General features: G+C 59.2%; 13 protein-coding genes. 4 read left to right on the forward strand and 9 right to left on the reverse strand.

Features of this window, described 5'->3' with window-relative positions; translation table 11 throughout:
• Positions 1 to 5: 5 nt before the first annotated feature.
• The 6 genes from HMPREF2708_RS00280 to HMPREF2708_RS00305 all read right to left on the reverse strand — a co-directional run bounded on the left by HMPREF2708_RS00280 (position 6) and on the right by HMPREF2708_RS00305 (position 8,958).
• Complete coding sequence (locus HMPREF2708_RS00280) at positions 6 to 2,099, reverse strand: acetyl-CoA carboxylase biotin carboxylase subunit (RefSeq protein WP_070830918.1); 2,094 nt, start codon at positions 2,097 to 2,099, stop codon at positions 6 to 8.
• A gap of 55 nt (positions 2,100 to 2,154) precedes the next feature.
• Positions 2,155 to 3,735 (reverse strand): carboxyl transferase domain-containing protein, encoded by a 1,581-nt coding sequence (locus HMPREF2708_RS00285; RefSeq protein WP_070830921.1) that lies wholly within the window; start codon positions 3,733 to 3,735, stop codon positions 2,155 to 2,157.
• 306 nt (positions 3,736 to 4,041) lie between these two features.
• On the reverse strand, positions 4,042 to 4,635 hold the full coding sequence (locus tag HMPREF2708_RS00290; RefSeq protein ID WP_070830927.1) for a TetR/AcrR family transcriptional regulator: 594 nt from the start codon (positions 4,633 to 4,635) through the stop codon (positions 4,042 to 4,044).
• A 199-nt stretch (positions 4,636 to 4,834) separates the two neighbouring features.
• The gene (purH, locus tag HMPREF2708_RS00295) at positions 4,835 to 6,382 is read right to left on the reverse strand and encodes a bifunctional phosphoribosylaminoimidazolecarboxamide formyltransferase/IMP cyclohydrolase (RefSeq protein ID WP_070830930.1); all 1,548 of its coding nucleotides are present in this window, start codon (positions 6,380 to 6,382) and stop codon (positions 4,835 to 4,837) included.
• The gene (gene purN / locus HMPREF2708_RS00300; RefSeq protein WP_070830933.1) at positions 6,379 to 7,032 is read right to left on the reverse strand and encodes a phosphoribosylglycinamide formyltransferase; all 654 of its coding nucleotides are present in this window, start codon (positions 7,030 to 7,032) and stop codon (positions 6,379 to 6,381) included. Before purN ends, purH begins: the two co-directional genes overlap by 4 nt.
• Positions 7,033 to 7,089: 57 nt before the next feature.
• Entirely contained in the window at positions 7,090 to 8,958 is a 1,869-nt protein-coding gene (locus HMPREF2708_RS00305) for a cell division protein PerM (protein WP_070830937.1), read from the reverse strand.
• Between the two features lie 533 nt (positions 8,959 to 9,491).
• On the opposite strand from HMPREF2708_RS00305, the gene HMPREF2708_RS00310 reads away from it, so the two are divergent.
• Complete coding sequence (locus HMPREF2708_RS00310) at positions 9,492 to 10,199, forward strand: M23 family metallopeptidase (protein WP_070831416.1); 708 nt, start codon at positions 9,492 to 9,494, stop codon at positions 10,197 to 10,199.
• 152 nt (positions 10,200 to 10,351) lie between these two features.
• The gene (locus HMPREF2708_RS00315; protein WP_070830940.1) at positions 10,352 to 10,843 is read left to right on the forward strand and encodes a hotdog fold domain-containing protein; all 492 of its coding nucleotides are present in this window, start codon (positions 10,352 to 10,354) and stop codon (positions 10,841 to 10,843) included.
• Positions 10,844 to 10,915: 72 nt separating this feature from the next.
• Here HMPREF2708_RS00315 and HMPREF2708_RS00320 read toward each other — a convergent pair whose 3' ends face one another.
• Positions 10,916 to 13,627 carry a UvrD-helicase domain-containing protein gene (locus HMPREF2708_RS00320; RefSeq protein WP_070830943.1) on the reverse strand — a complete coding sequence of 904 codons (2,712 nt, stop codon included), beginning with the start codon at positions 13,625 to 13,627 and terminating at the stop codon, positions 10,916 to 10,918.
• Positions 13,628 to 13,692: 65 nt separating this feature from the next.
• On the opposite strand from HMPREF2708_RS00320, the gene HMPREF2708_RS00325 reads away from it, so the two are divergent.
• Complete coding sequence (locus HMPREF2708_RS00325; RefSeq protein ID WP_048731597.1) at positions 13,693 to 14,067, forward strand: chorismate mutase; 375 nt, start codon at positions 13,693 to 13,695, stop codon at positions 14,065 to 14,067.
• A gap of 22 nt (positions 14,068 to 14,089) precedes the next feature.
• Here the strand turns inward: HMPREF2708_RS00325 and HMPREF2708_RS00330 are convergent, their stop codons facing one another.
• Entirely contained in the window at positions 14,090 to 15,571 is a 1,482-nt protein-coding gene (locus HMPREF2708_RS00330) for an NAD-dependent succinate-semialdehyde dehydrogenase (RefSeq protein WP_070830947.1), read from the reverse strand.
• Positions 15,572 to 15,795: 224 nt separating this feature from the next.
• On the opposite strand from HMPREF2708_RS00330, the gene pgi reads away from it, so the two are divergent.
• Positions 15,796 to 17,433 (forward strand): glucose-6-phosphate isomerase, encoded by a 1,638-nt coding sequence (gene pgi, locus HMPREF2708_RS00335; protein WP_070830949.1) that lies wholly within the window; start codon positions 15,796 to 15,798, stop codon positions 17,431 to 17,433.
• Positions 17,434 to 17,524: 91 nt separating this feature from the next.
• On the opposite strand, the gene HMPREF2708_RS00340 is transcribed toward pgi, so the two are convergent.
• Positions 17,525 to 17,938, reverse strand: coding sequence for a YccF domain-containing protein (locus HMPREF2708_RS00340; RefSeq protein ID WP_048731591.1), 414 nt, complete (start codon positions 17,936 to 17,938; stop codon positions 17,525 to 17,527).
• Between the last annotated feature and the right edge of the window lie 68 nt (positions 17,939 to 18,006).

Below are 18,006 nucleotides of genomic sequence, written 5' to 3' on the forward strand. Positions count from 1 at the left end.
GGCTTTTATTCCTCGGCTTCGGCCACAGTGATGACCGCCAGCTGCTGGTCACCGGTGACCTGATCGCCCGGCGCGACGGTGAAGCTAACCTCACCTGCAATTTCGGCGGTGAGAGTGTGCTCCATCTTCATGGCCTCCATGACCAACAGAGCGTCACCAACTTCGACGCGGGCTCCTTCCTCCACCGCCAACGCGATAATCGCGCCGGGCATCGGAGCTTGGATAACCCCTGAGCCACCGGCATCGGCTTCGGCGCCGGCGGTGACTACCTCGGTGCGAGGCAGCACCCAGGTGCCGTGAGCACCGGCAACGACGTATTCTTCATGGTTCGCCGACCCCGCATTGTCGATGGTCTCGACCAGGAAGTGCTGTGCGACACCGTCGCGGACGATGCGCAGATGTTCCCCGTCGCGGTAGACCGAAACTTTGTAGTTCCGCGGCTCCGAGACGTCGGTCTCTCCGTTCTCCGCCTCGGCGGACAGGCCTGCGACCACATCACCGACGATGACGTCGGCACTCGACGGCGTGCCCACAATCGAGATCAGACGCGAGTCCTCCCCCGTTCCGAAGCGGATGCGCTGCGCGGCAGGAGTACTGGAGCGCCAGCCATCCGGGGTCAGCCACGGCGAGTCGGTGGCCTCTTCAAAGCGGGAAGTCAGCCAGTCCATCGCAGCGGCTAGGTACACATCATCCGGTGTTTCGGTGGTGGCGAAACCTTCCGCCACGCGGTCGAGCAGACCGGTATCGAGATCGCCGGCGCGAACCTCGGGGACGTTCAGCAGGTAGCGACAAAAATCGATATTGACTCCGACACCTGCGACAACGGTGTCTCCCAGCGCCCGGTCCAGTCGCTCGAGCGCCTGCTCACGGTTTTCCCCGTGGGAGATAATCTTCATCAACATCGGGTCATAGAGAGATGAGACCTCGGAACCGTCGACAATGCCGGAATCCACCCGGATCCCCGCCCCGCTCGGCTCGACGACACGTGTGACCGTGCCACCGGTGGGCAGAAATCCCGCCGCCGGGTCTTCGGCATACACGCGAGCTTCAATCGAGTGACCGGTGAGAGTCACGTCTTCCTGAGCAACCGGCAGTGGGCGTCCCGAGGCAATGTCAACCTGCAGCGCCACCAGATCCAGGCCGGTGACCTGCTCAGTCACGGGGTGCTCAACCTGCAGGCGCGTATTCATCTCCATGAAGAAGAACGACGACGGGTCCTTCGCCGGCACAATGAACTCCACCGTGCCCGCGCCGACGTAGCCAACCGAGCGTGCCGCGTCACAGGCCGCTACACCAATTGCGCTGCGCGTTTCCTCATCCAGCAGAGGGCTCGGCGCTTCCTCGATGACCTTCTGATGGCGTCGCTGCAGCGAGCACTCACGCTCGCCCAAGTGGATTACATTGCCGTGTTTATCCGCGAGAATCTGCACCTCGATATGCCGCGGGGTGTCGACGAAGTGCTCGATGAACAGGGAATCATCGCCGAAGGCACCCGCCGCTTCACGACGGGCTGTCGCGAGTGCCGCCGGCAGGTCAGCAGCGTTTTCCACGCGGTGCATACCCTTGCCGCCACCGCCTGCCGACGGCTTAATCAGTACCGGAAAGCCAATCGATGGGGCTGCCTCAATGAGATCCTCGTCGCTAAGCCCTGGGCGAGACAGACCCGGAACGGTGGGAACATCGCGGGCTTCGACGGCGGCGCGGGCGGAGATTTTGTCGCCCATCGTGTTGATGGCGCTGGCCGGTGGGCCGATGAATTCAATACCTGCTTCCTCACAAGCGGTCGCGAAGTCTGCGTTTTCAGAGAGAAAGCCGTAACCGGGGTGGATTCCGTCTGCGTCGCAGCGGCGAGCGGCATCGATAATCTTGTCAATGACCAGGTACGACTCGCGTGCTGGGGATGGGCCAATGTGAATGGCCATATCCGCCATGCGGACGTGAGGGGCGTCGGCATCGGCATCGGAGTAAACCGCGACGGAGCGAATACCGTTGTCACGAAGAGTGCGGATAATACGGCAGGCGATCTCCCCGCGGTTTGCGACCAATACGGTACTCAGGCTTCCGCCAGCTGCGTGGGGCTGCGTGTTGTGCGCTGTCATGTGCCCTTTCGTTTCCTTTCCAGAAAATGCGGTGTCGAGAGTTTTTAGCTGGTTACTACATGCGGAAGACGCCGAAGCCCTGTTCATCCAGGGGTGCGCCACTTGCCACATCGAGGGCCATGCCGAGAATTCGGCGGGTATCTGCGGGGTCGATGACACCGTCATCCCACAGGCGAGCCGATGAGTAATAGCAGTGCGACTGGCGTTCAAACTGGCTGCGAATCGGAGCTTCGAACTCCTCCTGCTCCTCCTGTGACCAGGTCTCACCTGAGCGTTCAATCTGGTTGCGGCGGACGGTTGACAACGTCATCGCCGCCTGTGGACCACCCATGACAGAGATGCGAGCATTCGGCCACATCCAGAGGAAGCGCGGCGAATATGCGCGACCGCACATGGAGTAGTTGCCGGCGCCGAAGGCACCACCGATGACGACGGTGAACTTGGGCACGCGAGTGGTGGCCACGGCGTTGACCATCTTGGCGCCGTGTTTTGCGATACCGCCTGCCTCATATTCGCGACCAACCATGAAGCCCGTGGTGTTCTGCAGGAATACCAGTGGGATACCGCGCTGGTCACACAACTCGATGAAGTGCGCGCCCTTCTGCGCAGATTCCGCGAAGAGAATGCCGTTGTTGGCGATAATGCCGACGCGGTGGCCGTGGATGCGGGCGAAAGCAGTGACCAGGGTCGTACCAAATTCGGCCTTAAACTCCTGGTATTGACCTCCATCCACAATAATTTCAATAACCTCGTGAACGTCGTAAGGCACTTTGGCATCGACGGGGACGACATCGTAAAGATCGGTCTGGTTGCGAGTCGGCGCGACGGTGGGTTCTGTGTCCCACGGAACTTCCGGATCCTTGGGGAGCGTTGCGACGATATCGCGGACACGACGCAGTGCGTCGGCATCGTTAACCGCGAGATGGTCAGTAACGCCGGAGGTCTTGGAGTGCAGTTCGCCGCCACCGAGTTCCTCTGGTGTGACATCTTCACCAGTTGCAGCCTTAACCAGTGGTGGGCCTGCCAGGAAGATGGTGCCCTGGTTTTTCACAATGACCGCTTCATCGCTCATCGCCGGCACATAGGCGCCACCGGCGGTACAGGATCCCATCACGGCGGCAATCTGCGGAATCCCGCGAGCGGAGAGGTTGGCCTGGTTGTAGAAAATGCGACCGAAATGATCGCGATCAGGGAAAACTTCATCCTGGTTGAGAAGCATGGCCCCGCCGGAGTCGACCAGGTAAATGCACGGCAAGTGGTTAAGGCTGGCAATCTCCTGTGCGCGCAGGTGCTTCTTAACAGTCAACGGGTAGTACGTTCCGCCGGAAACGGTTGCGTCATTGGCTACAACCAGGCAGCGACGACCTTCGATGATGCCAATGCCGGCGATGACGCCAGCAGCCGGAACCTTGCCGCCATACATTTCGTGGGCCGCTAAAGGTGCGACCTCTAGGAAAGGACTGCCGGGGTCAAGCAGTTGGTTGATGCGCTGACGTGGCAGCAGCTTGCCGCGGGAAATATGGCGAGCACGGGCACGTTCGGAACCACCACGCGCTGTTGTGCTGAGCAGCTCTTTGAGCTCTGCGACGAGCTCTTCGTGGCGCTGTCGGTTGGTCAATGCTGGAGCGTGAGTCATGGGCGAAATACTTTCCGTTAATGACTATTAACTTTCTTGACGGAAAGATTAATGTGACCCCAGTCACCTCACAACAAATTTTGTTTCTTAGACCACACTTTCACCCCCGGAAGTCTTTTATGCAGCTTGAAATGCACACCTCTCCCCGAGGTCACAACATGTTTCCAACAGAGATTTAAGTTTCTCCTAGAAATCTGTTTCGGGGGTAAATCCACTCTGATAAGACCGACCGCGCCACACGATAAAACCGCCTGACCCCACACTGCTGAGCACAGCAAGGTCAGACGGCAGAAAAATTAATGCGGATTATTGGCTGTTAATGCCCAGCGCAGCGAGGGCCATCTCAAAGGCATTTTCCCTTGTCGCCTCGGGGCCAGCCCATTTGAGCACATGCCTGGAAGAGTTAATCAACCCAGCGGTGAGCTGGACTTTAAGCTGCGTCTCGTCGGAGGTGAGCTCAGGCTGCAGTTCACGCAGAGCATCCACCCACAACACCATGTACAGACGCTGCAAGGAGCGCACTTTTGCGCTCTGCTCTGGCGCCAAATTTCCGCCTTCGCGTTCTTGGACACGAATGCGATCAGGCTCTGTTACAGCAAAATGCACGTGATGCGCGAGAAGCCCCCGAAGCGTCTCCTCCGCAGTCCAATCATTGCCCTTCGCCTGATCAAGGACTGCACGCGCACCATCGACGAGTCGGATAGAAATATCAATCAGGATCTGAGCCAACAGCTCCTCCTTGCCGCTGAAGTAGCGGTAAAGAGCTGGGCCGGAAATGCCGACAGCAGAGCCGACATCCTCCAACCGAGTCTGATGAAACCCTCGGTCGGCAATAATCGCGGCAGCAGCGGAGAGAATTTCTGCTTCTCGACGCCGTCGTGCTTCGGCTCTACGTGACATAAACTCTTATGTTAAACGTGTTTGAGCGGTTGCGTATGCATAATTCTCACCAGTGCCTGCCCCCAGCATGTGTCCGCATAATCCACCGCTCAGCAACAGATACGCATCCTCGCCCACAGGTCCCCACACGTCCAGGTAGAGAAAAACCGCCGAGGTGACAGTTAGCACCTCGGCGGTTAGCCCTTAGCCTGTGAAGGAATTAGTGGAAGAAGTGGCGAGTACCTGTCATGTACATGGTGACGCCAGCTTCCTTGGCAGCAGCGATGACCTCTTCGTCACGGATGGAGCCACCTGGCTGGACAACTGCCTTCACACCGGCATCAATCAGGACCTGCAGGCCGTCAGCGAACGGGAAGAAGGCATCGGACGCGGCGTAGGCTCCCTGAGTACGGTTTTCTCCGTCGGCAAGCGTATTAGCGCGCTCAACAGCGAGCTTTGCGGAGTCCACGCGGTTGACCTGGCCCATGCCGACGCCGACGGTGGCGTTGTTCTTGGACAGCAGGATGGCGTTGGACTTCACAGCGCGGACGGAGCGCCATGCAAATTCAAGCTCAGCCAGCTCTTCAGCATTCAATGCCTCGCCGGTTGCCAGCTCCCAGTTCTCCGGCTTATCGCCCTCTGCCTGGTAGGTATCCGGATCCTGGGTAAGCAGACCACCCGAGATGAACTTGTTCTCAGTGGTCGGTGCTTCGTACTCGGCGACGAGAATACGCAGATTCTTCTTGGCCTTCAGAACCTCAACGGCACCATCTTCGTAGGACGGAGCGACAATAACCTCGGTGAAGATGTCCTTGACCTGCTCGGCCATCTCAACGGAGACCTCGCGGTTGACGGCGATGACACCGCCGAATGCGGACATCGGGTCACATGCGTGAGCTGCGCGGTGAGCTGCGGCGATGGACTCATCCGAGACTGCGATGCCGCACGGGTTAGCGTGCTTGATGATTGCCACACACGGACGCTCGTGATCCCAGGCGGCACGCCATGCTGCGTCGGCATCCTGGTAGTTGTTGTACGACATCTCCTTGCCGTTCAGCTGCTTGGCGTTTGCCAGCCCCTTGGTACCAATGCGGGTCAGAGTTGCCGACTGGTGAGAGTTCTCGCCGTAGCGCAGCGGAGTCGGAGTGGATCCCTCAGCGCCACCGAGCTGCTCAACAAACCAGTTGGACACAGCTGCATCGTATTCAGCGGTGTGCAGGAAAGCGTCGCGAGCGAACTCACGGCGCTGCTCGAGGGTGAAGCCGCCTTCCTTCACGGCGGTACCGACATCGCCGTAACGAGCCGGGTCGACGACGATGGCGACCGACGGGTGGTTCTTCGCCGCAGCGCGAACCATCGACGGGCCTCCGATGTCAATCTGCTCCACGCACTCGTCGTAGGAAGCGCCCGAGGCAACGGTCTCCCGGAACGGGTACAGGTTAACGACAACGAGCTGGAAAGCCTCCACACCGAGCTCCTTCAGCTGAGCCAGGTGGTCTTCCTTGCGAGTATCAGCCAGAATACCGGCGTGAACACGCGGGTGCAGCGTCTTCACACGGCCCTCGAGACACTCCGGGAAACCAGTGAGATCCTCAACCGGGGTCACAGGCACGCCAGCTGCAGCAATCTTGCCAGCCGTGGAACCGGTGGAAACGATTTCCACGCCAGCCTCGTGCAGGTCGCGAGCCAACTCCTCCAGCCCAGTCTTGTCGTAGACGCTAATCAGAGCGCGCTTGATCGGTTTACGCTGCGTGTTGTCGTTGGTCATTTCAGATAAGCCTTTCGTCCGTCACGCTCAATTCCGTGATCGGCAATCGAGTGCAATACATCAACCAGGAGTCGGCGTTCGACAACCTTGATTCGTTCGTGCAGGGTCTCCACCGTGTCGCCGTCCTCGACGGCCACTGGCTGCTGCGCCAGAATCGGCCCGGTGTCCACTCCATTATCAACAATATGCACGGTCGTGCCGGTGACCTTCACCCCGTAGTCAAGTGCATCCGGTACCGCACGCGCCCCTGGGAAGGACGGCAGCAGCGCAGGGTGCGTATTAATGATGCGATTGCTGTAGGCCTCCACAAATGATGGCCCCAGAATGCGCATGAAACCCGCCGAGACAACGATATCCGGCGAAAAACTGTTCACGGCCTCTAAAACACGAATATCCCAACCTTCTCGGTCCTTCTTTGCCTCAGCATCGAAAGGCACCCGAAAAGTTGGGATATTGAGGTTTTGAGCCCTCTCCAGCGCCGGACAATCCTTGTCCGAACCAACCGCGACAATCTGAACCTTTTCAGCGTCCAGCAGTTCCAGCATCGACTGCAAAAGGGAGCCCAGGCCAGAGGCCAGGACTACGATGCGGAGCTGCTTGCTGGAGGAATTATTGTGCGAAATTTCTGCGACGGGCTGTGCTTCAGTCACGGCGTTTAGCTTACCCAGCCCGGCAGAGACCCCAAATTCCGCTCCCCCTAAGTTGGCTTAGCTCTTTTCGCTTGACGACGGTTCCCCATCGCCACCCTCCTCTGAGTCGTCGGTGTCCTCATCGGATTCACCCTCATCGGTCGCATCTACTTCGCTCGGCTCTTCCCCAGCTGCGACACCTTCCGCGTCTTCTTCAGAGTCGTCCGATTCCTCACCGTCTCCTGAAGCATCTTCAGACTCAGCACCGGACTCTGATTCATCTTCGGTGGCAGGCTCAGCTTCTGTGGCGGATTCAGCCCCAGCCTCCGCGTCGTCCGCTTCCTCGGCTTCATCTTCAGAGGTCGCTACGACTTCCCCGTCGACAATCTCCTCCGACTGCTCCGAACCGTCCGCGCCACTGTCGGACTTGTCGGCGTCGCCGGCATTTTCAGCCTCGGCGTGACCGTTTCCATCTCCCGCAGGCTTCGGCGGGAACTTTTCTGCGGCCACTTCCGAGACTCCCTTGTCCCTACCAAGTGACGGCACACCGGTCATCGCAACAACCACGATGGCCCCCGGAACAACCAGCCACATTGAGCCGAGCAGCCCGGTCAGCCACCAGGAGGCACCGGCCCACCCAAAGATGCCAACCTCACCGCCGAGCAGCCAAGCCAGCCCCATGAGGAACACGATCGACCACACGGCAGCGAGAACGACGACCAGGTAGGGCTGCTTCGGTGCAGATTTCTTCAGGAATGCCACGACGCGCCAAGCTGCGACGGCTGGCGGTAGCACAATCAGCACTCCGAAAGCCCAGTGCACCAGCGACTGAGGCATGGCGGCCAAAATCGGCAGGGGTGGCAGCTGAGCCGGGTGCACTGCGAATAGCCCAGCCTCCGCAGGCCCGAAGGTCGATTTTCCACCTACCAGCACACCGACAGCACCGAAGGCAACATTCGGCAGGTAAAGCAGCGAGAGGCCGCTGACCGCAACACTTTCACCGACGGTATCTGTGATTGCAAATGTCTCTGCCAGCAACTCTCGATGCCAAATCAGCGAAACGAGTGTCACCACAACACCGACCAGCCACAGCCATGCCACGTAGCTGCCCGCCAGACGAGCCGACCCAAGCAACCACTCCGGCAGCTTCCGGCGCAGCAGTAGTGCACGCAGCAACCGCTGCCCCATTCCCAGCACCAAGGCCACGAGATTTACGAGCAGCGCAGCCGCAATCGCAAGGCCGAAACTGGGGGTTTGAATGCGGGGAAACACCTTCGACGCGTCGTAAAGCATGAGCCACGCGATGACGGTGAGCACAATGGGCGTACCCAGATACGCGCCGACCAGCGCGCGCACGTCCTTGATGCTGATGCGGTCAGCGACTTCGCGGCGTACACGCCAGGCGATGAACAACGCCATCAGCACCGCGGGCAGTGCTGGTGTGAGCCCCAGCGTCGTGCCGTTAAAACGGAACGGCGCGAGGTTAAAGATCATCCACATCGACGCGATACTCGCTGGAAGCGGAGCCATTCCAGCGCCGCTGACGATGACGCCAATCAGAGCTACCGAGATGATGAACAGCAATACGACGCCGTAAGAACCGGCAACAGACAGCCCAAACCGGCGTGCACGGGGCGAGTTAATGAGGCGACGGAACCCCGAGGGGCGCCCCTTGCGTGACGACGTTCCAGAGCCCCCCGCTTTCATCTTCGTCGCGGCGCCTCGATTGCGGTCGGCACCGACGCTGCGCGCACCACCAGTCTGACCGGCCTGCGTGTTCTGCCATGCGCGGGCAGTGCGCTCACTGCGCTCGCTGCGGACGCTACGGGAACCCCCGCCGCTGCCACCGGCACCGGTGCGGCTTCGCCGATTTCGATCGCTACCGGAGGAACCTCTCCGCGAATCCGCGCCTTTCACAGTGACATCGTCCTTCCCGCGTCTAATCATTGACAGCTGATTGCCCACCTATATAGATAGGGTGCCACGCAAGGGTGCGTCACAGCCATGGCCATATAGTGCCATACATACAACACCTCTTTGTTCAGGCATTGCAGAGTCTAATTTGAAAGTACGGATCCCAGGACGGACGGTATCCGTTGCGCCCGATCCCCTCCGCTATCCCCCCCCCCAAGGTGGCTTGGCCGTTGGTTTCCATTTGTCAACGTCGATGGGTTACCTTTTGTCACCCCCGCTACCACACCCTTAGGTCACCCGGAAACTACTTGCAAATCTCCCTACCCGCCCCCTCGATTAAGGGGCATTCGGTATAAACCCCCTGGCAACAGGCAGGTTGCGCTTCGCAGGATCCGCGATAGAAGACCACAACACCATGGCCACAGCACGGCTCTATTGAACTGAAACTGACAAATTAGTGAACAAGTTCTCTAAATATGAGTTGCTTGCCCTATATCGAACCGTTATTATCGCAGAAGTTAGATAACAGTTAGGTTACAAAGAGTTTGGTTGGCAGGGAGATTGAAGTGACGTTTTTCAATGCTCGTCGCGGAGGCGGAAAGCACCGCAAGGTAGAGGTTTCCGCAACTTCTCGCGCAGCACTGGTCGCGCTGTCCGCATCGACAATCGCTTCTTCCAACGCGGTCGCCCACGCAGCTGAGACCGAGAATAAGGCTCCAGAGAACTCAGCTTCGACTCAGACCCGCGCTGCTCAGCCGAAGAACAATGCTCCGATGGTGCTGGCCTCCAGCTCCTTCAATCCGAGCACTAACCTCAGCGACCACCTCGCTACTGCCCTGCAGTACAACCAGGAGCGCGTCGCCCGCGATCAGGCTGCTCGTGCTCCCAAGCTCTCCATTCCGACCGTGGGGCTGCTGACCTCACCGTTCGGTCCACGCTGGGGTACTTTCCACTATGGTGTCGACCTGGCTAACGTGACCAACACCCCAATCATGTCCGTCATGGACGGCACTGTTATCGATGCCGGCCCGGCTCAGGGCTACGGCCAGTGGATTCGCGTTCGCCATGACGACGGCTCTGTTTCCGTCTACGGCCACATTGAGTCCATCTACGTTGCTGTCGGCGAAGCTGTCCGAGCCGGTCAGGTCATTGCTGGTATGGGTAACCGTGGCTTCTCCACCGGTACGCACCTCCACTTCGAGATTCACCCGGATGGCACCACCCCGGTCGACCCGGTGACCTGGTTCATCGAGCGTGGTCTGAACCTGAACTAATCAGGTATCGGCACAAATACGAGCAGGCCTGGCCGCTCTGCGAGGGCTCTGCTTGTGCACTGTCCCCCTGTTTGACCGCGGCTGCAAGCCTCGCCTGATTAAGTTTTCAGAAACCGACATCACCGCCGGCACTGGGGCTTTACTCTTGACACATGGCAGAGACTCAAACATTCCGCATGTGGAAGAAGTTGGCAGCGACTCCGGTCGTCGGCAAGCGTTTATTTTCCTTAACCGCCGCATTGACGGCGCCATATTTCCGCACAATCTGCCCCAAGTTAGAGACGATGCAGCCTGGACTGGCGGTAGCGCATATGCCCGCTTGGTGGGGCGTGCGTAATCACATTAAGTCCGTGCATGCGATTGCTGCGTGTAACCTCGCTGAATTCGCGATGGGCATGCTCTGTGAGGCCAGCGTACCGACAACGCATCGCTGGGTGCCAAAGGGCATGACGACGAACTACAAGCGCATCTCCGTTGGTGGTCTGACGGCTGTGGCCAAGGCTGAGTTGCCGGACTTCTCCACCATCACACCGGAGACTGGTGGCGTAGATCTCCCCGTCCACATCGTGCTGACCGATGTGGACGGCACCGAAGTACAAGATGCCACCATCAACTGCTGGGTGACAGCGAAGAAGCCGAAATAGTGACAAGCGGACTAATTACTAGCGGGTGGGGGCCGAACCACCCTCCAGCTAGCCCGCGTGCATCTATAGTTTTTACAACTTCTCCATGGGCACGCCGCCGATAAGCATCATGCGGACCTTACCTGCGGATCCAAAGTCAATCATCGCAGTTGCCCGGGGCGCGGCCCCTTGGACCTCAAGCACAGTGCCTAAGCCGTACTTGTCGTGAACAACCTTGTCCCCGGGCTCTAGGTGCAAGACCTGATTCTTCTTCCGGGATGATGCACCAGAGCTGGCGGAGCCACCCGAGCCCGACCCCGAGCCGAAGCCCGAGCTGGAACCGAAGCCCGACGAGGCACCATGGCCACGACCAAACGCGCTGCCCGCGCCGTAGCCACCAGAACCAAAACCACCAGAACCGGCGCCCCAGCTTCGAGCCGGAGCCTCGCGCAGCCAATCGATCAGGTCGCTTGGGACTTCCCCCAGGAAACGTGAAGGCGGATTATTCTGCGGCGAACCCCACGAGGACCGAGTCACAGCGCGCGTGAGATACAGCTGCTTGCGAGCTCGGGTAATACCCACATAGGCCAGACGTCGCTCTTCAGCCAGCTCCTTCGGATCGCCCAGGGCGCGCAGGTGCGGGAACAGTCCGTCTTCCCAGCCAATGAGAAATACCACCGGAAACTCCAGGCCCTTTGCCGTATGTAGCGTCATCAACGTCACTACACCTGTGTCATCATCCGGAATCTGGTCCGCATCCGCCACCAGAGAAACTCGCTCGAGAAATGCCTGCAGACTTCCCGGTTCCGCTTCCCCGTCGTTGTCGAAGTCAGCTGTGAAATCACGCGCGAGGTCATTCGCAATTCCAGATTCCACCTCGGACTCGCCACTGGTATCAGCACTGCCTTCGGCATCGGCTGCAGCGCCAGATTCTTCATTTACATCAGCACTAATATCCACCGACGACATCATCCGCGCCTCTGCAGAGAACTCCCGCGCAACGCTGACGAGCTCATTGAGGTTGTCCAGGCGTGTGGCATCCTGCGGATCATTGGAGCGCTCGAGCTCCGACTTGTACCCACTGCGGTCAATAATCGCATTGACCAAGTCACCGATATCGGCCAGGTCACCGGATGCCATATCCGCTGCCAAGCCATCAATCATCTCGACGAATGTCGCCATCGCGTTTCGACTCCGCGCCGCCACCGCCGGAACCTTGCCCTCAGCTACGGCACGTAGCGCGGTGCCAAACGAGCAACGCTCATCCTCGGCATAGAGCGACACATGCGCCACCGCACGGTCACCGATTCCGCGCCGCGGCGTATTGATAATGCGACGCAACGATACATCATCGTCGAAGTTCTCAATAACGCGCAGGTAGGCGACAATATCGCGTACTTCCTTACGCTCATAGAACCTGGTGCCACCAACCACCGTGTACGGCACGCCCATACGAATGAAGACATCCTCCAGCGCACGGGAGGAATTATTGGTGCGGTAGAAAATCGCCACATCCGAGTACGAGTACGGCCCGTAGTCGACCAATTGCTCAATCTCGTTAGCGATAAACCGAGCCTCATCGTGCTCATTGTCCGCCACGTAGCCCTTGATCTTGCCGCCCTCCCCGAGATCGGTCCACAGCTTCTTCTCCCGGCGGTTCTCATTGCGCGCAATCAACGCATTGGCCGCCGACAGAATCGTCTGCGTCGAGCGATAGTTTTGCTCCAGCAGAATCGACGTGGCCTCCGGATAGTCTTTCTCAAACTCCTCAATATTGCGAATAGTCGCACCACGGAAGGCATAAATGGACTGATCCGAATCGCCCACCACACACAGCTCACTCGGAGGCACATCTCCACCGGGCTTGCCGACGAGCGTCGAGACCAAAACATACTGCGCATGGTTGGTGTCCTGGTACTCGTCCACCAACACATGCCGGAAACGGCGACGGTAATACTCTGCAACCTGCGGGTGATTGGTGAAAATCCGAACGACCTCACCGATTAGATCGTCAAAGTCCACGGCATTAGCAGCCCGCAGCCTGGTCTGGTACTCCAGGTAAACCCGTGCAACGACGTCATCAAAAGGATTGCGCGTCGCCGACGCGTCCGCGATGGCCTTCTCCGGGTCAATCAACTCATTCTTGAGATTGGAGATACGCGACGAGAGCACGCGGCCGGTGAACTTCTTGGCATCCAGATCCATGTCCTTAGCGATCATGGACAGCAAACGCCGGGAGTCGTCCGAATCATAAATAGAGAAATTGGAATTAAGCCCCGGCACTAGTGCATGCTGCATGCGCAGGATACGCACACACATCGAGTGGAACGTGGACACCCACATACGCCGCGCCTGGTCACCGACCAGTCCCGCCACACGCTCGCGCATCTCGGCTGCGGCCTTATTGGTAAAGGTAATAGCCAGAATTTGGCTTGGCAGGACCCCACGCGCACCGATCAGGTATGCAATCCTGCGCGTCAGCACAGACGTCTTTCCTGAACCCGCTCCAGCCACAATCAACAGTGGTGAACCAATGTGCTCCACTGCTTGGCGCTGCTGCGGATTAAGCCCCTCTAGCAACGACTCTGAATCAAAACTGGGCTCGAAGCCACCGCCAAAACCGCCGCCAAAGCTGGCAGCGCCACTCGGCGCGCTATTGCTACCAGCGCCGGTGAAGCGGCCGAACCCACCACGGCCAGGCGTAGCACCGCCCACCTCACCGTGGTTCGAACCAGCATGGCTATCGCCACTACGGCCATCGTCAGCATTGAAGGACCCGAACAGCATTCCAGTTTCATTTCCCATGATGGCTACTACAGTAGCCGAGCCCCCGGATTGGACTGTTCGAATCCTTTGGCACAATAAGAACTATGAGCGAAAACCCTGCGGACACTCCCGCCGCACACACCGACAACACCGACGACGCCGAGCACAGCCAGCAGGCGGCGGCAGTATCCCCTTTTGAAGTCCGCACCCCCACCGGCACCGATGATCCGTTGAGCTCCGCGGAGATCGAACAGTACCGCAAGGAAATCAACCGCCTTGACGGGCTGATTATCGATGCCATTCAACGCCGCACCGCAATCAGTAAGGCCGTCGGCAAAACCCGCCTGGGATCTGGCGGCACGCGTCTCGTGCACGGCCGAGAGGTGCAGATCATCAACGAGTTCCGCGACGCACTTGGCCCAGAGGGCCCGGCAATCGCGTCGGCTCTGCTGCGCATGGGACGCGGTCGCCTGGGCTAACCCTCGCCAGCTACCTGTCCGGCTAGCCTTCCAGGGAAATCAGCTTTTCCTCTAGGAACTCATCGATACCGGTGAAACCACCCTCACGTCCAAGGCCGGACTGCTTGACACCACCGAACGGCGCCGACGGGTCCGACAGCGAGCCCTTATTGACCGCAACCATGCCCGACTCCAACGTCTCTGCCGCACCAAGTGCCTTGGTCAGGTTCTCACTGAACACATACGCCGCCAGACCAAAGATGGTGTCATTTGCCTGCTCAATCGCACGGCCATCGTCCGTGAAGGTCGTCACCGCAACCACCGGACCGAAAATCTCTTCGCGGACAATATCCGCATCCTCGGGCACATCGGTCAGAACTGTGGGCTCGAAGAAGTAGCCGTCGGAAAGCGCGCCGCCGAGATCTGGGATCTTGCCGCCGCACTCTACCTTCGCACCGCGCTTGACCGCATCGTCAACCAGATCACGAACCTTTTCCTGTTGATCACGCAGCGCGAGTGGCCCAAGGTCCGTCGCCGGATCGGTACCCTCGCCCAACTTCAGCTCCGCAAAACGCTTGACGACGCCCTCGACGAACGCATCCTTCTTGGATTCATGAACAATAAAGCGATTCGGGGCGATACACACCTGGCCGCCATTGCGGAGCTTGGCGTCACTGACTGCCTGCACAGCCTTATCGACATCACCATCAGAGAGAATGACAAACGGAGCATTTCCGCCGAGTTCAAGGGAGACTTTCATCGAAGTTTCCGCGGCCTTCGCAGCGAGCATCTGGCCAACTTCGGTGGAACCGGTGAAGGTGAACTTGCGCAGGCGGTCATCGGAAAGCAGGGCAGAAACGTTGGCTGAGTGCCCCGTCGGCAACACGGAAACGACACCTGCGGGAACACCGGCCTCGACAAGAAGTTTGCCCAGGTAGAGCATGGTCAGCGGAGTCTTGGACGCGGGCTTAATAATGACCGGGCAACCGGCGGCCAGTGCCGGGGCGATCTTGCGAGTCCCCATAGCCAGCGGAAAGTTCCACGGCGTAATCGCCAGCACCGGGCCGACCGGCTGCTTAATCACCGCGACGCGCGAGGTCCCGCTCGGAGAAATTCGGTAATCGCCGGAGATACGCACGGCCTCCTCAGCGAACCAACGAAAAAACTCGCCACCGTAGCCGACCTCAGCCTTGGAATCCGGCAACGCACGGCCCATTTCCAGGGACTGCAGCTGGGCCAACTTGTCTGCATCCCGACGGATGAGTTCAAAAGCGCGGTAAAGAATCTCGCTGCGCTTGCGGGGCGGGGTTACCTTCCACTCCTTCTGGGCTGCGACGGCGTCGTCAAGCGCCTGCCTGGCGTCCTCCTCTGTGGCGGAAGCGACCTGGACCAGCGGCTTATCTGTCGCGGGGTTAACGACATGGAAGGTCTCGCCATTCGACGCGGGACGAAACTCGCCGCCGAGGAGAAGGCCTGTGGGGACGTCTTTGAGGATGTTGTCGTAATCAGGGGTGAAATCAGTCATATTTTCCAGGGTAGGTGCCTTTGCTGAAGCGGGCTAGGGGCTCGTAGATGGCGGATAGCCGATGGATGGTCGGTGCATAGGCGAAGCATAGGCACCGCGGAATCGAGTTGCTGGCAGATTGCGGTCACGCCTGGTCGAATCCTGCCGCCCGGCGAGAGCGCCAAAACGTAACTAGTCTGGGGATGTATAAAGTGCATTTCGTCAAAAATCACCTGGGAGCAGGAATGACTGTAGATATCACTGGAACCGAGCAGTGGGCTCAGCTGGCTAAGCGCGTGGACAATGTTCGCGCCACCTCGCTGCGTGAGCTCTTCACAAATGAAGAAGGCCGCACTGAGAAGCTGACTTTCGATGCTGGCACTCTCCACGTTGACCTCTCCAAGAACTTGATGTGCCTCGACGGTTTTGCCGAGCTGGTTGAACTTGCTCGCGCCGCTGGTATCGAGGAAGCACGCGAAAAGATGTTCCGCGGTGACAAGATCAACACCACTGAAAACCGCTCCGTGCTGCACACAGCGCTGCGCCTGCCAGCAGAGGAAAATTTGACCGTCGGCGACCAGGATGTCGCTGCCGACGTGCATGAGGTGCTCGGCCGCATGCGCGACTTTGCTCGCAGCCTCCGCAGTGGAGACTGGCTGGGATACACGGGTCACACTATTAAGACTGTGGTCAACATCGGCATCGGTGGCTCCGACTTGGGCCCGGCAATGGTGACCAAGGCGCTGCGCACCTACGCCACTGCCGGCATTGATGCCCGCTTCGTCTCCAACGTTGACCCGTCTGATCTGCAGGCAGTTCTGGATGAGGTCGATCCGGAGTCCACGCTGTTTATCGTCGCTTCCAAGACCTTCACCACGCAGGAGACGCTCTCCAACGCTCACGCAGCTCGCCGCTGGCTTATCCAGCAGCTGGGCAGCGAAGAAGCCGTGGCCAAGCACTTCGTTGCCGTTTCCACGAATGCCGAAAAGGTCGCCGATTTCGGCATCGACACTGAGAACATGTTTGGCTTCTGGGACTGGGTCGGCGGCCGCTACTCCGTCGACTCCGCCATCGGCCTGTCCATCATGGCCGTCGTCGGCCCGATGGACTTCATGCGCTTCCTGCAGGGCTTCCGCGCAATGGATGAGCACTTCCTCAACGCTCCGCTGGAGCAGAACGTGCCAGTGCTGATGGGCATGCTGAACGTCTGGTACTCAAACTTCCTCGACGCTCAGTCGCATGCCGTGCTGCCCTACTCTGAAGACCTCTCCCGCTTCCCGGCGTACCTTCAACAGCTCACCATGGAATCGAACGGCAAATCCGTGCGTACCGACGGCAAGAGGGTGGACTACAACACCGGAGAAATCTTCTGGGGTGAGCCGGGAACGAACGGCCAGCACGCTTTCTTCCAGCTCCTTCACCAGGGAACTCGCCTGGTTCCGGCTGACTTCATCGGCTTTGCCCGTCCACGCCAGGATCTGCCGACGGCATCCGGCGATGGTTCCATGCACGACCTGCTGATGAGTAACTTCTTCGCACAGACCAAGGTGCTGGCCTTCGGTAAGACCGCAGAAGAAATCCGCGCAGAGGGCATTGCCGAGGAGCTCGTGGAGCACAAGGTCATGCCGGGCAACCGCCCGACCACGACCATCATGGCCGAGGAACTGACCCCGGATGCTGTGGGTGCACTGATTGCACTCTACGAGCACATCACCTTTGTCGAGGGCATTGTCTGGGGTCTGAACTCCTTCGACCAGTGGGGCGTGGAGCTGGGCAAGCAGCAGGCTGGCGACCTACTGCCTGCTGTCACCGGTGAAGTTGCACCGGATTCAGGCGATGCTTCCACCGATGCGCTGCTGACCTGGTACCGCGACAAGCGCTAACGGCTCTTAGACAGCTTGCCTAAATAGCTAAAAGTCCGCCCTCGGCTTGAACTGATTCTCGCTGGGGCGGACTTTTGTTATTCGTATCCCTCTAAATCTTCACCGCGTAACCGTCAGCGCGATAGCCCTTAACAATCTCCTTGCCAAATGGGAAGCAGGTCACCGGAATCATCTTGACATTGGCCACCGCCAGTGGAATTCCAACAATGGTGACTGCCTGCGCCGCCGCAGTCATGATGTGACCGATGGCCAGCCACAGACCGGCGATGAGGAACCAGATTACATTCATCACACCGGCGCTAACGGCACCGACCGCGCCCCGACCGGAACGCTCCACCACGGAGCGCCCAAACGGCCACAGTGCATAAGAAGCCATGCGGAAAGAGGCCACACCAGCGGGAATTGTGACAATCAAAATACAGGCAAGAACGCCGAAGAAAATGTAACCCAAAGCAAGCCACAGGCCACCGAACAACAGCCAAATGATATTCAGCAAGGTCTTCATGCCACCAAGTGTAGTCAGGATGCGTAGTCGGCACCTGGAGCTAGCAAGGCTCGACTATCACTTACACG

The sequence above is a fragment of the Corynebacterium sp. HMSC073H12 genome, assembly GCF_001837775.1.
Lineage (GTDB): Bacteria > Actinomycetota > Actinomycetes > Mycobacteriales > Mycobacteriaceae > Corynebacterium > Corynebacterium amycolatum.

Bases quoted from the DNA above. Each gene is read 5' to 3' on its own strand.
- HMPREF2708_RS00285 (WP_070830921.1), bottom strand. From the start codon at position 3,735: ATGACTCACGCTCCAGCATTGACCAACCGACAGCGCCACGAAGAGCTC.
- HMPREF2708_RS00315 (WP_070830940.1), top strand. From the start codon at position 10,352: ATGGCAGAGACTCAAACATTCCGCATGTGGAAGAAGTTGGCAGCGACT.
- HMPREF2708_RS00330 (WP_070830947.1), bottom strand. From the start codon at position 15,571: ATGACTGATTTCACCCCTGATTACGACAACATCCTCAAAGACGTCCCC.
- HMPREF2708_RS00320 (WP_070830943.1), bottom strand. From the start codon at position 13,627: ATGGGAAATGAAACTGGAATGCTGTTCGGGTCCTTCAATGCTGACGAT.
- HMPREF2708_RS00290 (WP_070830927.1), bottom strand. From the start codon at position 4,635: ATGTCACGTAGAGCCGAAGCACGACGGCGTCGAGAAGCAGAAATTCTC.
- purH (WP_070830930.1), bottom strand. From the start codon at position 6,382: ATGACCAACGACAACACGCAGCGTAAACCGATCAAGCGCGCTCTGATT.
- HMPREF2708_RS00340 (WP_048731591.1), bottom strand. From the start codon at position 17,938: ATGAAGACCTTGCTGAATATCATTTGGCTGTTGTTCGGTGGCCTGTGG.
- HMPREF2708_RS00305 (WP_070830937.1), bottom strand. From the start codon at position 8,958: ATGATTAGACGCGGGAAGGACGATGTCACTGTGAAAGGCGCGGATTCG.
- pgi (WP_070830949.1), top strand. From the start codon at position 15,796: ATGACTGTAGATATCACTGGAACCGAGCAGTGGGCTCAGCTGGCTAAG.
- HMPREF2708_RS00280 (WP_070830918.1), bottom strand. From the start codon at position 2,099: ATGACAGCGCACAACACGCAGCCCCACGCAGCTGGCGGAAGCCTGAGT.
- HMPREF2708_RS00325 (WP_048731597.1), top strand. From the start codon at position 13,693: ATGAGCGAAAACCCTGCGGACACTCCCGCCGCACACACCGACAACACC.